Origin of the sequence: Cohnella boryungensis (assembly GCF_042651945.1) — a bacterium.
Taxonomy (GTDB): domain Bacteria; phylum Bacillota; class Bacilli; order Paenibacillales; family Paenibacillaceae; genus Cohnella; species Cohnella boryungensis.
Window position 1 is genome coordinate 13,717 of record NZ_JBHSED010000040.1, and the last position, 18,327, is coordinate 32,043.

The 18,327-nt window shown below is 55.6% G+C and carries 21 protein-coding genes; 14 read left to right on the plus strand and 7 right to left on the minus strand.

Going from position 1 to position 18,327, the window contains the following annotated elements:
- Positions 1 to 26: 26 nt before the first annotated feature.
- Together ACFO1S_RS18660 and ACFO1S_RS18665 are read left to right on the plus strand one after the other, a co-directional pair.
- Positions 27 to 782, plus strand: coding sequence for a glycerophosphodiester phosphodiesterase (locus ACFO1S_RS18660; RefSeq protein ID WP_204601084.1), 756 nt, complete (start codon positions 27 to 29; stop codon positions 780 to 782).
- Positions 783 to 785: 3 nt separating this feature from the next.
- On the plus strand, positions 786 to 1,439 hold the full coding sequence (locus ACFO1S_RS18665; protein WP_204601085.1) for a fumarylacetoacetate hydrolase family protein: 654 nt from the start codon (positions 786 to 788) through the stop codon (positions 1,437 to 1,439).
- 70 nt (positions 1,440 to 1,509) lie between these two features.
- Here the strand turns inward: ACFO1S_RS18665 and ACFO1S_RS18670 are convergent, their stop codons facing one another.
- The 3 genes from ACFO1S_RS18670 to ACFO1S_RS18680 all read right to left on the minus strand — a co-directional run bounded on the left by ACFO1S_RS18670 (position 1,510) and on the right by ACFO1S_RS18680 (position 4,105).
- Entirely contained in the window at positions 1,510 to 2,637 is a 1,128-nt protein-coding gene (locus ACFO1S_RS18670; protein ID WP_204601086.1) for an HD domain-containing phosphohydrolase, read from the minus strand.
- 188 nt (positions 2,638 to 2,825) lie between these two features.
- Positions 2,826 to 3,389, minus strand: coding sequence for a TetR/AcrR family transcriptional regulator (locus ACFO1S_RS18675; protein ID WP_204601087.1), 564 nt, complete (start codon positions 3,387 to 3,389; stop codon positions 2,826 to 2,828).
- On the minus strand, positions 3,386 to 4,105 hold the full coding sequence (locus ACFO1S_RS18680; RefSeq protein ID WP_204601088.1) for an MBL fold metallo-hydrolase: 720 nt from the start codon (positions 4,103 to 4,105) through the stop codon (positions 3,386 to 3,388). The genes ACFO1S_RS18675 and ACFO1S_RS18680 overlap by 4 nt, the downstream gene beginning before the upstream one ends.
- Before the next feature lie 180 nt (positions 4,106 to 4,285).
- Between ACFO1S_RS18680 and ACFO1S_RS18685 the strand changes: the two genes are divergently transcribed.
- From ACFO1S_RS18685 to ACFO1S_RS18700, 4 genes are all read left to right on the plus strand, one after another.
- Complete coding sequence (locus ACFO1S_RS18685) at positions 4,286 to 5,683, plus strand: extracellular solute-binding protein (RefSeq protein ID WP_378127330.1); 1,398 nt, start codon at positions 4,286 to 4,288, stop codon at positions 5,681 to 5,683.
- A gap of 75 nt (positions 5,684 to 5,758) precedes the next feature.
- Positions 5,759 to 6,640, plus strand: coding sequence for a carbohydrate ABC transporter permease (locus tag ACFO1S_RS18690; protein ID WP_204601089.1), 882 nt, complete (start codon positions 5,759 to 5,761; stop codon positions 6,638 to 6,640).
- The gene (locus ACFO1S_RS18695; RefSeq protein ID WP_204601090.1) at positions 6,640 to 7,470 is read left to right on the plus strand and encodes a carbohydrate ABC transporter permease; all 831 of its coding nucleotides are present in this window, start codon (positions 6,640 to 6,642) and stop codon (positions 7,468 to 7,470) included. The genes ACFO1S_RS18690 and ACFO1S_RS18695 overlap by 1 nt, the downstream gene beginning before the upstream one ends.
- A gap of 134 nt (positions 7,471 to 7,604) precedes the next feature.
- Positions 7,605 to 8,108 (plus strand): DNA-deoxyinosine glycosylase, encoded by a 504-nt coding sequence (locus ACFO1S_RS18700; RefSeq protein WP_204601091.1) that lies wholly within the window; start codon positions 7,605 to 7,607, stop codon positions 8,106 to 8,108.
- Between the two features lie 132 nt (positions 8,109 to 8,240).
- Here ACFO1S_RS18700 and pepF read toward each other — a convergent pair whose 3' ends face one another.
- The 3 genes from pepF to ACFO1S_RS18715 all read right to left on the minus strand — a co-directional run bounded on the left by pepF (position 8,241) and on the right by ACFO1S_RS18715 (position 10,736).
- Entirely contained in the window at positions 8,241 to 10,034 is a 1,794-nt protein-coding gene (gene pepF, locus ACFO1S_RS18705) for an oligoendopeptidase F (protein ID WP_204601516.1), read from the minus strand.
- 240 nt (positions 10,035 to 10,274) lie between these two features.
- Positions 10,275 to 10,454: a hypothetical protein gene (locus tag ACFO1S_RS18710; RefSeq protein ID WP_204601092.1), complete on the minus strand. Its 180-nt coding sequence runs from the start codon at positions 10,452 to 10,454 to the stop codon at positions 10,275 to 10,277.
- Positions 10,455 to 10,502: 48 nt separating this feature from the next.
- The gene (locus ACFO1S_RS18715; protein WP_204601093.1) at positions 10,503 to 10,736 is read right to left on the minus strand and encodes a hypothetical protein; all 234 of its coding nucleotides are present in this window, start codon (positions 10,734 to 10,736) and stop codon (positions 10,503 to 10,505) included.
- A 205-nt stretch (positions 10,737 to 10,941) separates the two neighbouring features.
- Between ACFO1S_RS18715 and ACFO1S_RS18720 the strand changes: the two genes are divergently transcribed.
- From ACFO1S_RS18720 to ACFO1S_RS18730, 3 genes are all read left to right on the plus strand, one after another.
- Positions 10,942 to 11,658, plus strand: coding sequence for a class I SAM-dependent methyltransferase (locus tag ACFO1S_RS18720; protein WP_204601094.1), 717 nt, complete (start codon positions 10,942 to 10,944; stop codon positions 11,656 to 11,658).
- Positions 11,659 to 11,757: 99 nt separating this feature from the next.
- Positions 11,758 to 11,955, plus strand: a complete 198-nt coding sequence (locus tag ACFO1S_RS18725; protein ID WP_204601095.1) for a cold shock domain-containing protein — start codon at positions 11,758 to 11,760, stop codon at positions 11,953 to 11,955.
- Between the two features lie 169 nt (positions 11,956 to 12,124).
- Positions 12,125 to 12,868, plus strand: a complete 744-nt coding sequence (locus ACFO1S_RS18730) for a YebC/PmpR family DNA-binding transcriptional regulator (RefSeq protein ID WP_204601096.1) — start codon at positions 12,125 to 12,127, stop codon at positions 12,866 to 12,868.
- Between the two features lie 111 nt (positions 12,869 to 12,979).
- Here ACFO1S_RS18730 and mnmA read toward each other — a convergent pair whose 3' ends face one another.
- Entirely contained in the window at positions 12,980 to 14,137 is a 1,158-nt protein-coding gene (mnmA, locus tag ACFO1S_RS18735; protein ID WP_204601097.1) for a tRNA 2-thiouridine(34) synthase MnmA, read from the minus strand.
- Between the two features lie 248 nt (positions 14,138 to 14,385).
- On the opposite strand from mnmA, the gene cymR reads away from it, so the two are divergent.
- From cymR to ACFO1S_RS18760, 5 genes are all read left to right on the plus strand, one after another.
- Entirely contained in the window at positions 14,386 to 14,805 is a 420-nt protein-coding gene (cymR, locus tag ACFO1S_RS18740; protein WP_204601517.1) for a cysteine metabolism transcriptional regulator CymR, read from the plus strand.
- A 15-nt stretch (positions 14,806 to 14,820) separates the two neighbouring features.
- Positions 14,821 to 15,966 (plus strand): cysteine desulfurase family protein, encoded by a 1,146-nt coding sequence (locus tag ACFO1S_RS18745; protein WP_204601098.1) that lies wholly within the window; start codon positions 14,821 to 14,823, stop codon positions 15,964 to 15,966.
- A gap of 33 nt (positions 15,967 to 15,999) precedes the next feature.
- Entirely contained in the window at positions 16,000 to 16,551 is a 552-nt protein-coding gene (locus ACFO1S_RS18750) for a PRC-barrel domain-containing protein (RefSeq protein WP_204601099.1), read from the plus strand.
- On the plus strand, positions 16,548 to 16,754 hold the full coding sequence (locus ACFO1S_RS18755; RefSeq protein ID WP_204601100.1) for a hypothetical protein: 207 nt from the start codon (positions 16,548 to 16,550) through the stop codon (positions 16,752 to 16,754). The genes ACFO1S_RS18750 and ACFO1S_RS18755 overlap by 4 nt, the downstream gene beginning before the upstream one ends.
- A gap of 154 nt (positions 16,755 to 16,908) precedes the next feature.
- On the plus strand, positions 16,909 to 17,979 hold the full coding sequence (locus ACFO1S_RS18760) for an AI-2E family transporter (RefSeq protein WP_204601101.1): 1,071 nt from the start codon (positions 16,909 to 16,911) through the stop codon (positions 17,977 to 17,979).
- Positions 17,980 to 18,327: the final 348 nt, after the last annotated feature.

The window sequence follows — 18,327 nt, forward strand, 5'->3', positions numbered from 1 at the left end:
GATTTCACTTGTTTGGAGGACACATCATGGATCAACAATCGAAAGCTTCCTTGCATCCTTGCGTGGCGCACCGGGGATTCTCGGGCAAGGCTCCGGAGAACACGATGGCCGCCTTCCGGATGGCGCTAGACATGCCGCAGGTCAACTGGATGGAGCTGGACGTTCACCTCTCCAAGGATGATGTGCCGGTCGTCATTCACGACGGCCTTCTCGACAGGACGACCAGCGCGAAAGGCCGCGTTGTCGATTACAGCGCAGAGGAGCTGGGAAGGCTGGACGCGGGGAGCTGGTTCGACGCCTCCTATGCTTCGGAAGGCGTTCCCACGCTCGACGACGTGCTTGCCCTGGCTTCGGGACGATGCAAGCTGAATATTGAGCTGAAGGGAGACGACGCGGATTTCGACCGCCTGGCGCTGCGGGCGGTCGAAACGATCCGCTCCCACGGAGGAGAGAACGAGCATGTGATTACATCGTTCCATCCGAATATTTTGCGCGCGGTCCGCAAGCACTCCCCCGCGATAAGAATCGGATTGATTATCGACGAGCGGCCGGACACCCTGGTGGAGCAATTGATTGAGCTGGATTGCTCCTATCTGTCGATCGGCTTTCGGCATATCAACGAAAAGCTGCTGCGGCAAACGGCCGACGCGGCGATTGAAACGATGGCCTGGACGGTCAATTCCGCTTCGGACTTAAGAAGGCTCGCTTCCCGGCCCGAGGCCTTTCAGCTCTGCACGAACTATCCCGACCGGTGGCTCGGGGCGATTGAGGAGGGGCGATAACGAATGGGAGAGAATAAGGAGCTTGCGCTTTCTAGCATTCGCAATATTTATTGCGTTGGGCGGAATTATCGGCTGCATGCGGCGGAATTGGGCAATGCGGTTCCCGACAGCCCGATGATCTTCACGAAGCCCAGCCATTCGGCTATCCCGATGGACGGCGGCAGTTTGTCGCTCCCAAGCGGGCGGGGAAGCGTTCATTATGAAGCCGAGCTCGTCTTTGCCGTCGGCAGGCCGTACGAAGCCGGCATTCGCTGCGACGAGCTGTTTACGGCCTATACGGTAGGCCTTGATCTGACGCTCCGGGACGTACAGGATCGCTTGAAGGAGAAGGGGCATCCCTGGCTGGCCGCCAAAGGCTTTCGCAATTCAGCCGCCCTCGGACGTTGGCTTGCATACCCTGGAAGCGCGGCAATCGATGCGGGAGCGTTCGGTTTGCAGCTGAACGGGCAGGAGGTTCAACGAGGACGTACGGGAGATATGGTGTTCGGCTTGCAGCAGCTCGCCGATTTCGTCGCCGAAGCTTACGGGCTGGGCGCAGGAGACTTGCTTTTCACGGGCACCCCGGCAGGCGTCGGCGCGCTGAGCGAGGGGGACCTCCTTGAGGTCGACTGGGAAGGCGCGAGCCTGGGCAAGCTGACGGCAACGTTCGGCAGATAAGCCTATCGAGATCAAGAGTGGAGCTGACGGAGCGCGAGTGCGCGCGGTTGGCTCCTTTTTTGCTGGAAGGCTATACGGAGTCGTCCTCGAAATCCAAGAGGCTGTCCCGGATGGCGATAAGCTTGGGCAGCTGGCCGAAAAACACTTCCACGACGGCCGGGTCGAAATGACGGCCGCTTTGTTCGCGGAAGAAGCTCTCGATCTTCTCAAGCGGCCATGCGGCTTTGTACACCCGCTCCGTGCTTAACGCGTCGAAGACGTCGGCCACTGCGGTAATTCGGCCGTAAATATGGATGTCCTCGCCCTTCCGGCCATTGGGGTATCCGGTGCCGTCCCACTTTTCATGGTGCTGCTCCGCGACAATCGAGGCGGCATGAAGCAGCTCCCGTTTAGAGCCTCTAAGTAGACGATGTCCGATTGCGGTGTGGGATTTAATGATTTCGTATTCCTCCGGCGTCAGCTTGCCCGGTTTGTTGAGGACGGCGTCGGGGATGGCGACCTTGCCGATGTCGTGCATGGGAGAAGCGGTTCGGAGCAGTTCGGAGTCGGCAGCGCTCATCCCGAGCGCAATTGCCAGCACATAGGAATATTCGGCTACTCTCTTGACGTGGTTGGCGGTTTCTTGAGAGCGGATTTCTCCGACTTCGCCCATCTTGGAAATAATCTCGCGCTGCGTATCGATGATTTCCTGATGCAGCATGACGGATTCGAGGGACTTGCCGGCGTAGGAAGCGGCCAGGGAGAGCAGCTCCAGATCGCGAGGGGTGAAATGTCCGATAGCGGTCAATTTGTTGATCGCTTGATAGGCGCCGATCATATGGCCGTCGTTGTTGCGGAAGGGCACCGTGATGATCGATTTGGTGCGGTAGCCGGTTTTGCGGTCATTTTCGGCGTTGTGTCTGTCATCTTCATAGGCGTCCTTGATAATGATCGGCTCGCCGGAGACGATTGAGCTGCCGACGAATCCGGTTCCATAGGGAATGCGAATTTCATCCACGCCATGCGCGACGGTCGTATACAGCTGATGGTTTTGTTCGTCGATCAGCCACACCGTGCATCTGTCGGCCACAATCATTTCCCGGCCCATATCGGCCATGTGCACGAGCACGTCGTTCAGATTCCGCTCGTTCGCGATTTTTGCGGTATAGTCGAAGATGATCCGCAACAGATGCTCTGGGGTCAATTCCTGTTTAGACATGCCTGCACGCTCCTTAACCAGTCCTTACGATAATTCGTGAGAATCCTGTCGATTCCTGCAAGAGCGCAAAAAAACAGCAGCTTCCGCAAAGAAGTGCTGTCCGAGCCAATCCGATTAAGTTGAAAACCTAATGTCGGCAATGCTTCCGTGCTTGCGGCAGAGCTTGCTTTGCCGCAAGGCACAGGCGGCTACTTGCGAAGAGCGCTTAATCCATCGATATAGCAGGCGATGGATTTCGACAGGCTTTCGCGCACGTTTTCCGCCAATTGAAAGCCGCCTGCCGATTCGAGAGCGGCAAATCCGTGCACCATGCTGCGCAGGCCGCGAACGGCATGGACGCGCTCCTCCTCCGGGATGCCGAGCGGCTGCATGAGGCGGAAGAACAGCTCAAGGATCAGTTCGGCGGCCTGCGCGAACCTCTCCGGCTTAGGCGATGCAACGCGGTTCATCGCCTCATACAAGCCGGGATGCTGCCGAGCGAATGCCATGAAGCATTGGCCGACCTCGATCAAGGCGGGCTTGCCGGCTTGACCGATGGCTGCGTCGCATAGCCGATCCTTCAATCGCTCGATGGCGAAGGAAGCCAATTGCTGGCGGAGATCGGGCAGGCCTTCCACATGATTGTATAGGGAAGGGGTTTTGATACCAAGACGGCCGGCTACGCTTCCCAGCGTAATCTGGTCCCAGCCCTGCAGGTCGGCGATCTCCGCTGCCGCGGCGACTACAGTCTCGGGTTTGATGCCATTCCTCATCCGATTCTCCTCCGATGGCCGCGGCGGGCTTCCTCGATCGCCAGGCTCATGGGCATGGCCGGCTGAATGAGCGCAGGACCATGACCAACGGCGAGTACGTTGGGCTGAAGCCGCAGCAGCTTTTCCGCGCTTTCGAGAGCGGTAGGTACATGCCAGGTCGCCAGCGCAGGGAAGGGAAACCGCCATCTCAAGTGTCCGGATACCGCGAGTCCTCCCTTGGTCTGGAACGCGTCTCCGGCGATTAAAGCGTTGCTTGCGGTTTCCAGAAAGCAGAAATGGCCGGGCGTGTGTCCAGGGGAGGCAATGGCGAGCAGCGGCCCGATTCGTTCCTGATCCTCGAACAGAAAATCGGGCTCGAAGGGCGCTTGCTTGGGCAGGCTGCCTCTAGGCGCACGCTGAGCCTCGTGAGGCAGCAATGAACGATCTCCCTTTAGCAGCAAGGAGTCCCTGCGGGAAATTCCGACCTGCGCCCCGGGAAACTTGGACTTTAAGTAGGGAACTGCGCCGATATGATCCTCATGGGCATGCGTGAGCAGGATTCGCTTCAAGGGCTTGCCCGTTTCTTCTATAGCGGCATGAATTTTTTTGGCGACAAAAGGCATGCAGGCATCGATCAACGTCACCCCGTCTGCCTCCTCGACAAGATAGCAGTTCAGCGGAAAAAATTTCGGCATAAAGATCAGCTGGGTAACGCAGCCCCAGGTCGTTTTGCTCATGCGGCAGGCTCCTTTCAATTAAAACTAATCTATTTCGTATTATAACTAATCTAATTAGTTTAAGCAACTCAAGATAATCTTATCCCTCGGTTAGCCGTTTGACTCCCTTACAGCAAGGGAAATTGATTCTACAATAAGGCTGTAGCTTATAATCATATTCCTTATGGGAGGGTCCTAAGAGTGAAGAAGAAACTGATTACCGCGGCTGCTTCGGTTCTCATGCTGTCCTCGATCCTGACCGCATGCGGCGGCAACAACAAAAACAGCGCGTCGCCATCCCCCAGCCAGAGTCCAAGCGCAACGGCAACGGAAAGCGCAAGTCCGAGCGATTCTCCATCCCCGGCCGCCGTCGAGAGATTCGACGTTTCCCTGCGGCACATTCAGATCGGCGAACTGCAGAAGTTCCGCAAAGCGATTCTGGACGAGGTGGTCAAGAAGTCGGAAGAGGAGGTTCCCGGAGCCAACTTCGAGATGGACGCCGTCGAAGACAGCTTTAACCGTTGGACCAAGCTTCCTGCCGAGATGGCAGCCGGCAATCCGCCGAAAATTTTCGACCTGTTCGGCGGTCCCGGCGATGGACAGAAATTCGCACGCGCCAACAAGCTGCTTGACCTGACTCCGATCCTTGCGGAGCTGGGATTGACGGACAAATTCACGGATTATTCCACATTCGTTGTAGACGGCAAGGTGTACGGACTGCCGATCGGCGCCGGCTCCGAAGGCTGGTTCTATAATGCCGAGCTGCTTGAGTCGAACGGCATTGCGGTGCCGAAGACGCTGGAGGAGCTGGAGGCGGCATTCGAGACGCTGAAGGGCAAAGGCATTACGCCGATCGCGATGGGCTCGCAAGCGGCATGGGTGCCGTTCATGCTGCTCAATACGCTGATTCCGCGGTACGCCGGCGAAGATATTCAGGCTGGCGTAGCCAACGGTTCCCGCAAAATGACGGAGCCGGAGGTCGTGGCCGCTCTGGCGAAATATGAGGAATGGGTGAAGAAGGGCTACTTTACGAAAGGCGAGCTGGGAATTGACTATGCCGGTCAAACGAATGAGTTCATCGCGGGCAAAGCCGGATTTCTGTTTGACGGGACGTGGAGAATCTCCACCTTTAACGCGGACGGCGTAGGAGGCGCGCTTAACGGCAAGGTCGGCTATTTCGCGATGCCTGCGGTAACGGGCGGCAAAGGCGATCAAACGGCGGTCAACTACAACCAGAACAACGGCTACGGCTTCTCCGCCGATGTCAACGACAACGAGAAGGCTGCCATTAAAGCGTTCATCAAAAACCTGTACACGGAAGAATATCAAATTCGCGGCTTCAAGGAGGACGGAGTGCTGCCTTCGATGAAGGTGGACGCAGCCCAATTGTCCTCCGACAATCCGGTCATGACGCAGGTGCTGGCCACGAATGCCGCGGCCGGCAAAGTGTTCCCGCATTTCGATTCGCTGGTTCCCGGAACGGTTAACGGAGAGTTCGAGAAGCAGATTCAGAATCTGATCGCCGGCAAATCCTCCCCGCAGAAAGCGGCCGAAGAGATCCAGAAGGCGATGGATGCGGAGCTTGCAGCAATGAAATAAGCTTACGAAAAGCCGGACGAAGAGGCGCCGTCCGTCCATACGGGCGGCGCCTCCCTCGTCCAGGGTGGGGGAACCATGAACAAAACGCTGCGAAATCCTTATGTATACCTGCTTTTCGTGCTTCCGACGATCGCATTGTACAGCTTGTTTTTTGTCTACCCGGTACTGCAATCGGTATTTTACGGGCTGACGGATTGGGATGGGTTATCGCCGGCGCGATACACCGGTTTCGGCAATTTCGAGAAAGCCTTTAACGACGAGGACTTCTGGATTTCTGTGAAGAACAACATGTATTTCATATTGTTTTCGGTATTCGTGCAGGTGCCGTTGATTATTGCGTTCTCGCTGTTAATCAGCGGAGTGAAGCGTCTGCAGGGCTTCTATAAGACGACGGTATTCATGCCGTCCATTCTTTCGACCTCGATAATCGGCATTTTATGGGGCTTCATGTATCACCCCAGCATTGGCTTGTTCAACAGCTTCCTCGGCTGGTTCGGGCTTGAACCGATCTACTGGCTGTCCGATACCAAATGGGCGATGCTGTCCATCCTGATTACGAACGCCTGGCAGTGGATGGGCTTCTATATCGTGCTGGTGCTTGCGGCTATTCTGGCCATTCCCAAGGAAATCAACGAAGCGGCGGAGATCGACGGAGCTACGGGCTTCCAGAGGGCATACCGAATCACGACGCCGCTCATTATGCCTGTTATATCAGTTGTCATCATGCTGTCGATCGCGGGAGCTATGAGGGTCGTAGATATCGTGCTTGTCATGACGAACGGCGGCCCGGCGGGCGCGACGGAGGTTATGGCCTCCTATATGGTCAATAAAGCGATTCGCTTCGGGCAATACGGCTACGGCACCGCGCTCTCCATCATGATCTTCATTATCGCCTTGCTTCTGACGGCGATCTACCAAATCGTCTTTGCCAGAAGACAGGAAAGGATCGAGTACTGATGCCGAGATTCGTCCGCAAAATGTTGCCTCATCTGGTGTTGCTCGTCTATGTCTTCATCATTTTGTTTCCGTTCGTGTTCGTGCTGTTCTCCTCGTTGAAGGAGACGAACGATCAGATTGTGAATGCGCCGTTCGGCTTTCCGGTGCAGCTGGCGTTCGACAATTTCGCGGATGCGTGGAGCCAGGCGAAGATCAGCCGTTATTTTTTCAACAGCGCGTATTTGTCCGTCGCCGCCGCCGTGTCGGCTATTCTGCTCGCATCGGCTACCGCCTACGCCCTCTCGCGGATGAGGATGGACAAGATCAGCAAGATCATTTACCAATTCGTGCTGCTCGGCATGCTTATCCCAGGGAACGTGCTGTTTATCGCCCAATACATTTTAATTCAGAAGATGCGCCTTCTGGACACGCATTGGGCGTTGTATCTGCCCTATACGGCGGGGGCGCTGCCCTTCAGCGTGCTGCTGATCGTCGCTTTCATGCGGGCGATTCCGCATGAGTTGGAGGAGGCAGCAGTCATGGACGGACTCGGCGTCATCCGCTCGTTCTTCCGAATCATCCTTCCCTTGGCGCTCCCCGCGTTGGTGACCGTCTTCATCATCAATCTGCTCGGCAATTGGAACGAATACCTGCTTTCGAATTTTTTTATCAGCAGCGACAAGCTCAAAACGTTGCCAACAGGCATGGTCGGCTTCCGGGATGCCTTTCAGACGAACTATCCGCTTGTGTTCACGGGAGTCATTATCAGCGTGCTGCCTATTCTGGTCGTGTATGCCTTCCTGCAGCGTACAATCATCGAAGGCTTGACGGCGGGCGGAGTGAAAGGCTGAGGCGAGTTGGCTGAATAAGAGCAGGTCAAGAGGCGCAAATTCCTTTAGGAGGAGTTTGCGCTTTTGAGCTGGAGAGGCTTATGATTGAAGCAGGAGCCATATAAGGAAATCCGCCGGGAAGAGGAGGTCGCCGCTTGAACGTACAATCGTTTCCGCCCATCATCGACGAGAATTCCCGCATCCTGATACTGGGCAGCATGCCTGGCGCGGCTTCCCTGCGCGCTCATCGCTACTATTGGAATCCCCGCAACTATATGTGGAGAATTCTGTATGCGCTGTTCGGCGACGGAGGGCTTCCCGAGGAGGATTATGACAGCCGAATCTCGTTTGCCTTAAGCCAGGGGATTGCCCTGTGGGACGTCATTGCAAGCTGCGAACGGAAGGGGAGCCTGGACAGCGAGATCAAGCAGGCTGTGCCGAACGATCTTCCCGGTCTGCTGGTCCGATATCCGGGCATCGAGACGCTCGTATGCAACGGCTCGAAATCGTTCTCGGAGCTGACGAAGCATTTCGGAGAGCATTCGGAGATTCGAAAGCGTACGCTGCTGCGGCTGCCCTCCACAAGTCCGATTCCGACGAGGGATTATCGGGGGCTGGAGGATCGGCTGGAGGCGTGGAGCAGGATAAAGTCGTGTTGATTGCTCAGGAAGAGGGGGCGTTCAGGGGGGGCGATGGGGTCTCTGTCGCGCAAATAGAAGCGGTGCAGGAATCATCCCGCACCGCTTCTTCTTTTTGTTTGTTGTAGCGCCATTCCATTAAGATCAGATAGGTTAGCCTTTCGTCAGTTGCTCCATCTGCTCGATCAGGCCTTCGAAGACGCTCATCGCTTGGCGGATCGGCTCCGGCGAAGACATGTCGACGCCGGCTTTTTTGAGAATGTTGATCGAGTAGTCCTTGCCGCCGCTCTTCAGGAAGCCTAGATAACGATCGACCGCGGGCTCGCCCTCGTCCAGAATCTGCTTCGCGAAGCTTGTGGCGGCCGAGAAGCCCGTCGCGTATTTGTAGACGTAGAAGCTCGTGTAGAAATGAGGAATCCGCGCCCACTCCATCTCGATCTCCTTGTCTACGACCATATCTTTTCCGTAATATTTCACGTTCAGATCATAATAGATGGAGCTGAACTCTTGCGGCGTCAGCGCCTCGCCCTGTTCGGCCTTCTCGTGAATGATCTTCTCGAACTCGGCGAACATAGTCTGGCGGAATACGGTGGTCCGGAACTGATCCGCGTAGTAGGTCAGCAGATACATTTTTTCCTTCACGTCCGTCGACTTCTCCAGCAGATAGTTCATCAGCAGCGCCTCATTCAACGTAGACGCCACCTCCGCGAGGAAAATCGTGTACTGCGCGTCCCGATACTCGTTGCTTTCATCCGAATAGTAGGAATGCAGCGCATGACCCATCTCGTGAGTCAGGGTAAACATGCTGTTCAGATTGTCGTTATGGTTGAGCAGGACATAAGGGTGGGTGCCGTATGCGCCCCAGCTGTATGCGCCGCTTCGTTTGCCTTCGTTCTCATAGATGTCGATCCAGCCGCCGTCGAAGCCTTCCTGGAGAACCTTGCGGTAAGCGTCCCCGAGCGGAGACAGACTGTCGTAGACGGTTTTTTTCGCTTCCTCGTAGGTGATGTTCATATCGAATTCCTCGACAAGCGGAGCGAACAGATCGTACATATGCAATTCGTCCAGCTTCAGCAGCTTCTTGCGCAGATCCATATAGCGGTGCATGAGCGGAAGAAACTCGTGAATCGTCGCAATCAGGTTATCGTATACCGACTGGGGAATGTTGTCGCCGAAGAGCGACATTTCCAGAGCGGAAGGATAACGGCGGGCCTTGGCGTAGAACAGATTTTTCGTAACGTTCGCATTTAAGGTAGAAGCCAGCGTATTGCGCCATTTGCCGTACGTGTCGTACATCGCCTTGAACGCGTCGCGGCGGACTTCCTGGTTTTTGCTTTCCAGAAATTGAATGTAGCGGCCATGCGTCAGCTCGACCTCTTCGCCTTGTTCGTTCTTAACCTTCGGAAACTTCAGGTCGGCGTTGTTGAGCATGCTGAAGATCGTGCCCGGCGCCTGGGAGACGTTCCCGACCTGGGCGAGCAGCGCTTCCTCGCTCTTGGAGAGCGTGTGCGGCTTCTGGCGAAGCATCTCCTCCAGCGTACGCTTATACTTGGCGAGCGCCGGATCGGCGATCAAGCCGGTTAATTGCGCCTCCGACAAGCTCAGAATTTCCGGCGTAATGAAGGAGGTCGCTTCGCCGACCTCCACGCTCAGCTTTTTCGATTTATCGGACAGGGCCTGATATTTGGACTCCGCGGTATCCTCATGATGGCGCATGTTGGCGTAGACGTACAGACGCTCGGTAAGCAACGAAATCTCGTCGTCGAGGTCAAAGCAGCGGGCGATGGAAGCCGCGTCCTGAAGCTTGCCTTGATATGCGGCGATCTCGCCGCTCAGCTTCTTGACTTGACTGAATTCGCGGTCCCAGGCTTCCTGGTTGGAGTAGAGGTCTTCGAGCTTCCAGCGGTGCTCCTGAGGAACATCTTTTCTCTTGGCAACTTGGTTCATGGACTTGTTCAGCCTCCTGGATAAAGGATCATGGCCGAACGCCGCTTCTTCCCGCAGGAGAGAGAACGGCGCGGCGGAGAGTGCGTGAGCGTTAACCGATGCGGACAGGCATAGAAGGGACAGCGCGGCCGCAGAGGCGGCGTAAGGCAGGACGGACTTCTTCATGGAACGCCTCCGGCACAGGAATAAGTTACCGAAGTAGTATGTCCCTGCCTGCCGGCATTATCAGAACGGGATCGATCAAGTCCCCATCTTGAAGAACGTATAGACGATCAGGAAAAAGGCGAACAGAAGAAGCACGATCGAGATCAGGGCCATCGGACGCTTCATGGGCGTGGGAATACGCTCTCGCATCATGATCAGCACGGCGGCCAGACAGAAAGAAGAGATGATAAAGATAAGACTGGCTTCGGTATTCATTCGTTTCGGGCTCCTTTGGTTTTTAGCGGTGAGCTTGCGGAAAAGCCATCAAATGCTTTTCAGCTTCTCCATGGCGGCCCGAAGGCCCTCCTCGCCATCGGGAAAATCCTCGGGCAGAAAGCGCTTCTCGGCCCAATTCATCAGCTCGGGACGACTCAGAAACTTGTGGCAGGTTTCGCCCCATTGCTCGGATATTTCGCGGACGACAAGCGTTTTGCCTTGAACTTCCACAATCAGCATATTGTAATTGTCATGCTTGTAGACGGTATGTTTAGCGAACATAGGGATCTCCTGATCTTGGGCAGCGATTGCCGTTTTTCTCATCATAGAAGAGATGAAGGGAGAAATCAACGTATGGCGGGAAATACCGGTTGACAGACTTGCGCCGATATGGGAATCTACTATGAAATTCGCTAAGCGAATTGGGCAAGAGCAGAGATGAGATGAGTCGAGACCAGAAGGATGAGCCGAGAGGAGAGTTCAAAAAATGAATAAAGAAAACGCGTTGCCCGAATATCCGCAGCTGGGGGTCGCCACGACCTGCCGATCGTTCGACGAATATTGCGCCATGTTTAACGTGGAGCCCTCCCACTGGGCGGGGCCTGTGCTGGACGTCGCCGGAGGAGCCTCTTCCTTCACGGCGCAGCTTCGGGCCAGAGGGGTAGCGGCTATGGCGGCGGACCCCTTCTATGAAGGGTTAACCGACGAAGCGATTGCGGCCGGCTATCGGGAGATCGATACGTCCGCTGCCAAAATCGCGGCGATGTCGGGCATGTACGATTGGAGCTACTACGGTTCTCCGGAGCAGCAGAGGCTGATCCGGGAGCAATCGATGGCGCTGTTCGCCGAGGACTGTCGCAAGGACGACGCGGGCAGCCGTTACTTCGCGGCATCGCTCCCGAATCTTCCATTCGAGAGCGACAAGTTCGAACGGGTCGTGTGCAGCCACTTTTTATTTCTTTACGGCGAAGCCCTGGGCAAGTCCTTCCATGCGGCCGCATTACCCGAGTTGATTCGCGTGCTTCGGCCGGGAGGAGAGCTGCGCGTGTATCCGCTGGTGACCCTGAAGTGGGAGAAGCCGGCTTATCTCTCCGAGCTTCTGAGCGAGCTTGAAGGCGTCGCAACCTGGGAATTGCTGCCGACGGGTCTGCCCTTCCTTCCGATTCCGAGTCCCTTGCTGCGCCTGCAAAAAATCGCATTTTAGCGCTTCGTCGCCGCAACGGTATATCTTGCAAAAAAGGGTAAATTCGGTTATGATATTCGTATTCGCCGACTTACGGCGAGATTTTAGGAGGTTTTTCATTTGAGAGGAACAGTTAAATGGTTTAACGCAGAAAAAGGTTACGGATTTATCTCCATCGAAGACGGCAACGATGTATTCGTTCACTTCTCGGCAATCCAAGGCGAAGGCTTCAAGACTTTGGAAGAAGGCCAAGACGTAGAATTCGAAATTACTGAAGGCAATCGCGGTCCTCAAGCATCCAACGTGGTTAAACTGTAAGTCGCGCGCAGCGCAGACTTATTCTCATATCACGCCAGCAACAGCCCTCCCGGCGGAAGCGCCGGGAGGGTTGTTTTGTCGGCGGCTCCCTTTGACCGTATAGGCGGGAAAGTGGTACACTTATTGGGAGTTTTTATTGCTACTAATCGTCTCTCGGGGGTACGAGGTTATGCCAAAATTCAAGCTTTTTGCCGGTCGCAAAGGAAAAGCGGACCAAGCCAAAAATAATCGTTTCGTCAAGCTGGCGCGGGAAATATACGTGCAGGCGCGCCGGGGCGGACCCAATCCGGAAGCTAATTACGGACTCAGAAGCGCTATTGCCAACGCACGGGCCATTCAAATGCCGGCCGATAATATCGACCGGGCGATCAAGAAAGCTTCCGGAGCGGCGGACGGCGAGGAATACGAGGACGTTCTATATGAAGGGTACGGCCCTGGAGGGGTCGCCATTATGGTGAAGTGTCTGACCGACAATCGCAACCGCACCGCTGCCGATGTGCGCTCCATCTTCGGGAAGCGCGGGGGAAATCTCGGCGAGTCCGGCTGCGTCTCGTATATGTTCGATCAGAAGGGGCTGCTGGTCATTGTGCGCGACGACGATACGCCCGATGAAGACAGCTTCATGATGGAAGCGCTGGAAGCCGGAGCGGAGGATGTCGTCAGCACGGAGGAGAGCTTCGAGGTGTTGACCGAGCCGGGAGAATTCGAAGCCGTCAAGGCCAAGCTGGAAGAGGCGGGCTACACGTTCGAAACCGCCAGCGTCCGCTGGCTGCCGCAAAACACGGTCGCAGCCGAGGGCGAGAACGCGGAGAAGCTGCTCAAGATGATGGACGCCTTCGAGGATAACGACGACGTTCAGGACGTGTACCATAACTTCGAGATCAGCGACGATGAGATGAATCGTCTGGGATAAGCTTTGCGGAGGCCGGGAGGCCTCCTTTTTTGCGCTCAGACGAGTGAAAAAAATACCGCCGATCCGTGAGGATGGCGGTATTTGCTTATTTATCGAAAGGACAGGGCAAGCTCACTTCGCCTCGGCAGGCTGGAGCATGCGGACCTTGTCGATGGTGCCGCCGCCAAGGCAGGCGTCTCCGTCGTAGAATACGACGGCCTGGCCCGGCGTAATGGCCTTCTGCGGGACATCGAAGTCCACGAGGTACGTGCCGTCGCCTTGCGGAGTAATCGTCACGCCCTGATCGGGCTGCCGATAACGGAACTTGGCCGTGCAGCGCACCGGACCCGCCGGCTGCTCGGGGCTGATCCAATTGACCCCGGCAGCGGTCAAGCCGACGGAGTAGAGGCTCGGATGGGCATCGCCTTGGACAACGTACAGCGTGTTGCTCGCCAGGTCCTTGCCCGCTACGAACCAAGGCTCGCCGTTGCCGGAGCCGCCGATGCCCAAGCCTTGCCGCTGGCCGAGGGTGTAATACATCAATCCGTCATGCCGGCCTTTCGCCTCGCCGGAGACCAGATCGACCATTACTCCCGGCTTGGCCGGCAGGTATTGGCTCAGAAACTCCTTGAAATTGCGTTCGCCGATGAAGCATACGCCGGTGCTGTCCTTCTTCTTGGCCGTCGCCAGACCGAATTCCTCGGCGATTCTGCGCACCTCGGGCTTCTGCAGATGGCCGATCGGAAACATCGCCCGCGCAAGCTGGGCTTGATTGAGCGCATGAAGGAAGTAGGTTTGATCCTTGTTCGTATCTACGCCGCGAAGCAGCTCGTACTTGCCGTCTCTGAGCTCCAGACGCGCATAGTGCCCCGTGGCGATCGCGTCCGCGCCCAATTCGAGCGCCTTCTGCAGGAACTCCCCGAATTTGATCTCGCGGTTGCACATGACGTCGGGATTGGGCGTACGTCCCCTGCGATATTCTTCAAGGAAATATTCGAATACCTTATCGTAATATTCCTTCTCGAAATTAACGGTATAGTAAGGGATTCCGATCTGATTGCATACGCGGCGCACGTCCTCGGCATCTTCCTCTGCCGTGCAGACGCCGAATTCATCGGTATCGTCCCAGTTTTTCATGAATACTCCGATCACGTCGAAGCCTTGCCTCTTCAGCAGCAGCGCCGTCACCGAGGAGTCGACTCCGCCGGACATGCCGACGACGACGCGCACCTTGGACGGTTCGGGAAAACGCGCTGCGAGAGACGCCGTATAAGCTTCCAGATGGTTCATGCGATTTGATCTCTCCTTGCGGCTAGCGATTTCGATCTCTCTATATTAGCACAAGCCCGGCTTTTCTCCTACCGGACGAGGCGGTTCATGAATATACCACGTTTTTTTTGCCCACAAAGAGAGTAGTTGTGTTACCATATAATTATTATGGGGATACCCTCATTTATTTGTCGTTGTTCATCCCTGATGACTGTGCAAACAGAAGAAAGCGACTAAAACGCTGACGTTCATGAAAGCAGGTGTTCTATTTGAAAATTTCGACGAAAGGCCGCTACGGCTTGACGATCATGATGGAACTCGCGGCTAAATTCGGCGAAGGGCCGATTTCGTTAAAAAGCATCGCAGAGAAAAACAGTCTGTCCGAGCACTATCTGGAGCAATTGATCGCTCCGCTGCGCAACGCAGGCCTGGTGAAAAGCGTAAGGGGAGCCTACGGCGGTTATATTCTATCGAAGGACCCGGAAACGATCTCCTCGGGAGATGTGATTCGCATTCTCGAAGGGCCGATCAGCCCCGTGGATTTCACGGAGGAGGACGATCCGGCCAAGCGCGATCTGTGGCTTCGCATCCGCGACAGCATCGCCGAGGTATTGGATTCGACGACGCTGCACGATCTGATCTCGTTCAAGGGCGAGGACAAGCTCAATAACTACATGTTCTACATTTAAAAGAAGGTGCGTGGCTTGAGCTTAATCTATTTTGACCATTCCGCGACGACTCCGATGCATCCGGCGGCGATTCAGGCTTACATCGACGCGGCCTCGGCGGGTCCGAGCAATCCTTCCAGCCTGCACGCGCCAGGGAGAGCGGCCAGAGAGCGGATCAGCCGGGCAAGAGATTTGTTCGCCGATCTGCTGAAGGCCTCTCCCGCAGAGCTTGTATTCACGGGAAGCGGCACCGAGAGCGACAATTCGGCTTTGTTTGGCGCGGCTCTGGCCCAGCGCAAGCGGGGCCGGAACGGAGTCGTGACGACGGCGGTCGAGCATCACGCCGTGCTTAACGCCTGCCGCCGGCTGGAGGAGCAGGGCTTCGATCTGACGGTGCTGCCGGTCGACGAATTCGGCCGGGTCAGACCGGAGGAGGCCCGCGCCGCGATTGGCGAGACAACGGCGGTCGTCAGCGTAATGGCAGCCAATAACGAGACGGGAACGCTGCAGCCCTATGCGGAGATCGGGGAATGGGCCCGTCGGCACGGCGCGCTTATGCATGTCGATGCGGTTCAGGCGATCGGCTATGAGAGCTTCGACCTCAAGGAGCTCCCGATCGATCTGCTAAGCGTGTCCGCCCACAAGGTGAACGGCCCTCAAGGCGTCGGCTTGCTGTACGTCCGCAAGGGAATTCCGTTCGTTCCGCTGCTTCTCGGCGGCTCGCAGGAGCGCAGTCGCAGAGCCGGAACCGAGAACGTCGCGGGAATTGCGGCGTTCGCCGCAGCCGCGGAGATCGCTTATGCGGAGCGGCAGAGCCGTTGGACGCATGCCGAGGGCATGAGGAACGAAACGTTAGACCAACTGACTCGACAACTGGGCCCTGATCGCTTCATCGTTAACGGCCATCCTGATCATCGGCTTCCCCATGTCTTGAATGCCAGCTTTCCCGGCATCTCCTCCGAAAGCATGCTGATGAACCTGGACCTTGCGGGAGTCGCCGCATCCGGCGGATCCGCCTGCAATTCAGGCTCACTGAAACCCTCCCACGTGTTGACGGCAATGAACCTTTCAGCGGATAGAATCGCCACAGCGGTACGTTTTAGCTTCGGTTTGGGCAATACTAAAGAGGAAGCCGAAAAAATGGCGAAAATTATTGCAACTATTTCAGCCCGTTATGCGTAATACATAACATGGAGCTGAAGTCAGGAGCCCGCGATGTTTCAAGTGGAGCGACTTCTAGGTTTGCCAGTACTGCTGGAAAGCGGCAAAAGCGTCGGCAAAGTCAAGGATTTCTGGTTCGACGAGTTTTGGCGAATCGTCGGAATCGTCTTGGACAGACATTCCAGATCCGGATTGTGGCGCAAGTCGCCCAAGATTGTTTACTGGGACGACATCGTTCATCTCGGGGAGGATGTCTTGCTGATCCGCGAAGATTCGGTTATTGTCGCCAAGGATACCCGCGAATTGCTGAGAACTTTCCATACCGGCGTTGTCCGGCTGAAGGAGATTCCGGTCTATACGGTTGACGGTCAATATTTGGGCAAGGTATCGGACGTTTATTTTAAGCCGACTGAGGGTACACAGATATTAGGATACGAGTTGACGGACGGTTTTCTCGCGGATGTATTCGAGGGAAGGCGGAAGCTATTCCTGCCGGAAGCCCTGGAGAATATTACTCTGGGCGAGGACGCCATCCTTGTACCCGCTTCTTATGAGCGGATACTTACGAGAGAACCTACGTGGAAAGTGACGGGTGAAGACGGATGATGAGATGTCCGAATTGCAGTTCCAAAGACATCGGTAAGATCGGTTCCCATCAATTCTATTGCTGGAGCTGCTTTATCGAGCTGACGGTGAATGGCGAGAAAATGTCGGTCTATCAAGTGGAGGAAGACGGTACGCTCAGCTCGCTGGACGATCTGTTTTTCGACGAGCCGATTCCGGCGCACATTCATGCCAACGGCATTTAACGCAATGCAGACGAGAACGTTCCGGTCTCTGTGGAGACCGGGACGTTTTTTTGTTCCTCCGTGGTTTACGGCTCGGGACAAGTACATATAATAACAGAGAATGACCCCCCAGGAGCGGGGCGGGAACTAGCGAGATCAGAAAGGGGAGAGGGAGATGGAGCGCTTTGCCCGAAGCCGACTGTTTACGGCGCTCGTCTATACGATCCTGGTGCTGATCGTGCTGTTTCTGATCGTGCTCGTACGTCCGATGCTCTTCTCCGTCTATGATTTCCTTAAGGCGGTGCTGGCTCCTTTTCTCGTAGCCATGATCATCTCGTACACCTTGAATCCAATCGTCAATCTGCTGCATGATCGCAAGGTTCCCAGACCGGCGGCGGTGCTGCTCATCTATGCCGTATTTATTTCGGTTTCGATCGTTATTCTGATGAATGTGATCCCGATGTTCATGAACCAGGTGGAGGAGCTTAACGAGCATATGCCGGATCTGACGATGCGCGCGCAAGGGCTCGTCGATCATTTCAATAACAACAATGTTCTGCCCGAAGCGGTCAGAGACGGAATCAATCGCTCCATCAGCACGATGGAAAAGCAAGTCGAGCAGCGGATCGCGAATTTTCTCAACAATATCGGCTCGGTCGTGAACGTGCTGTTTATCGCGATGATCGTCCCTTTTCTGGCTTTCTACATGATGAAGGATCTGGATGTATTCGAACGGGCCGCGCTCCAATACGTTCCGAGGGCCAGACGTAAGCATGCAGTGAGACTGCTGAAGGATATCGACGCCGCATTGGGCAGCTATATCCGGGGCCAATTAATCGTGTCTCTATGCATCGGGGTGCTGGCCTATATCGGTTACTTGCTGATCGGAATGCCTTATCCGCTGCTGATGGCGGGCTTTGTCTCGCTCTTCGATATTATTCCGTATCTGGGGCCGTTCTTCGGGGCGCTTCCGGCATTGATCATGGCCACTACGATCTCCTGGAAAATGGTGCTGATGGTCATCGTCGTGAATATGATCTGCCAGAACCTGGAGAGCAATGTGATCAGTCCCCAGGTGGTCGGCAAATCGATGAAAATGCATCCTCTGACCATTATTCTCGTGCTCCTGATCGGCGGGGAGCTGGCGGGCATCGTGGGCATGATTCTGGCTGTGCCGTTCTACGCCGCGATGAAGGTCGTCGTACAGCATGTATCCGCCTACTACATCCATAGAAAAACCGTTTGACAGCTTGGAAAGTCGTTGTCTATAATTTATACGATATGGAGATATGCGAACACGTTGACGGAACATAAGTACTTCGCAGTCCGCATCGCCAGAGAGAAGATTTCATGCTCAAGGAAGCCGAAGCTCGGCCGACTCGGCATGGCTGGAAAAATCTTCGTTGCGAAGGGCGCAGGAAGCTCGTTTCGGAGTGCGGATTCAAGTCCGCCGGTCAGGGCCGTTATCCCCTTCAAGAGGAGATCGTTGCCGCAAGGCGGCGATAACCAGGGTGGTACCGCGAATAGCTTCGTCCCTGATTTCAGGGGCGTTTTTTTATTTTTTTCGAGGATAATCGAGGAGGATTCCGTTATG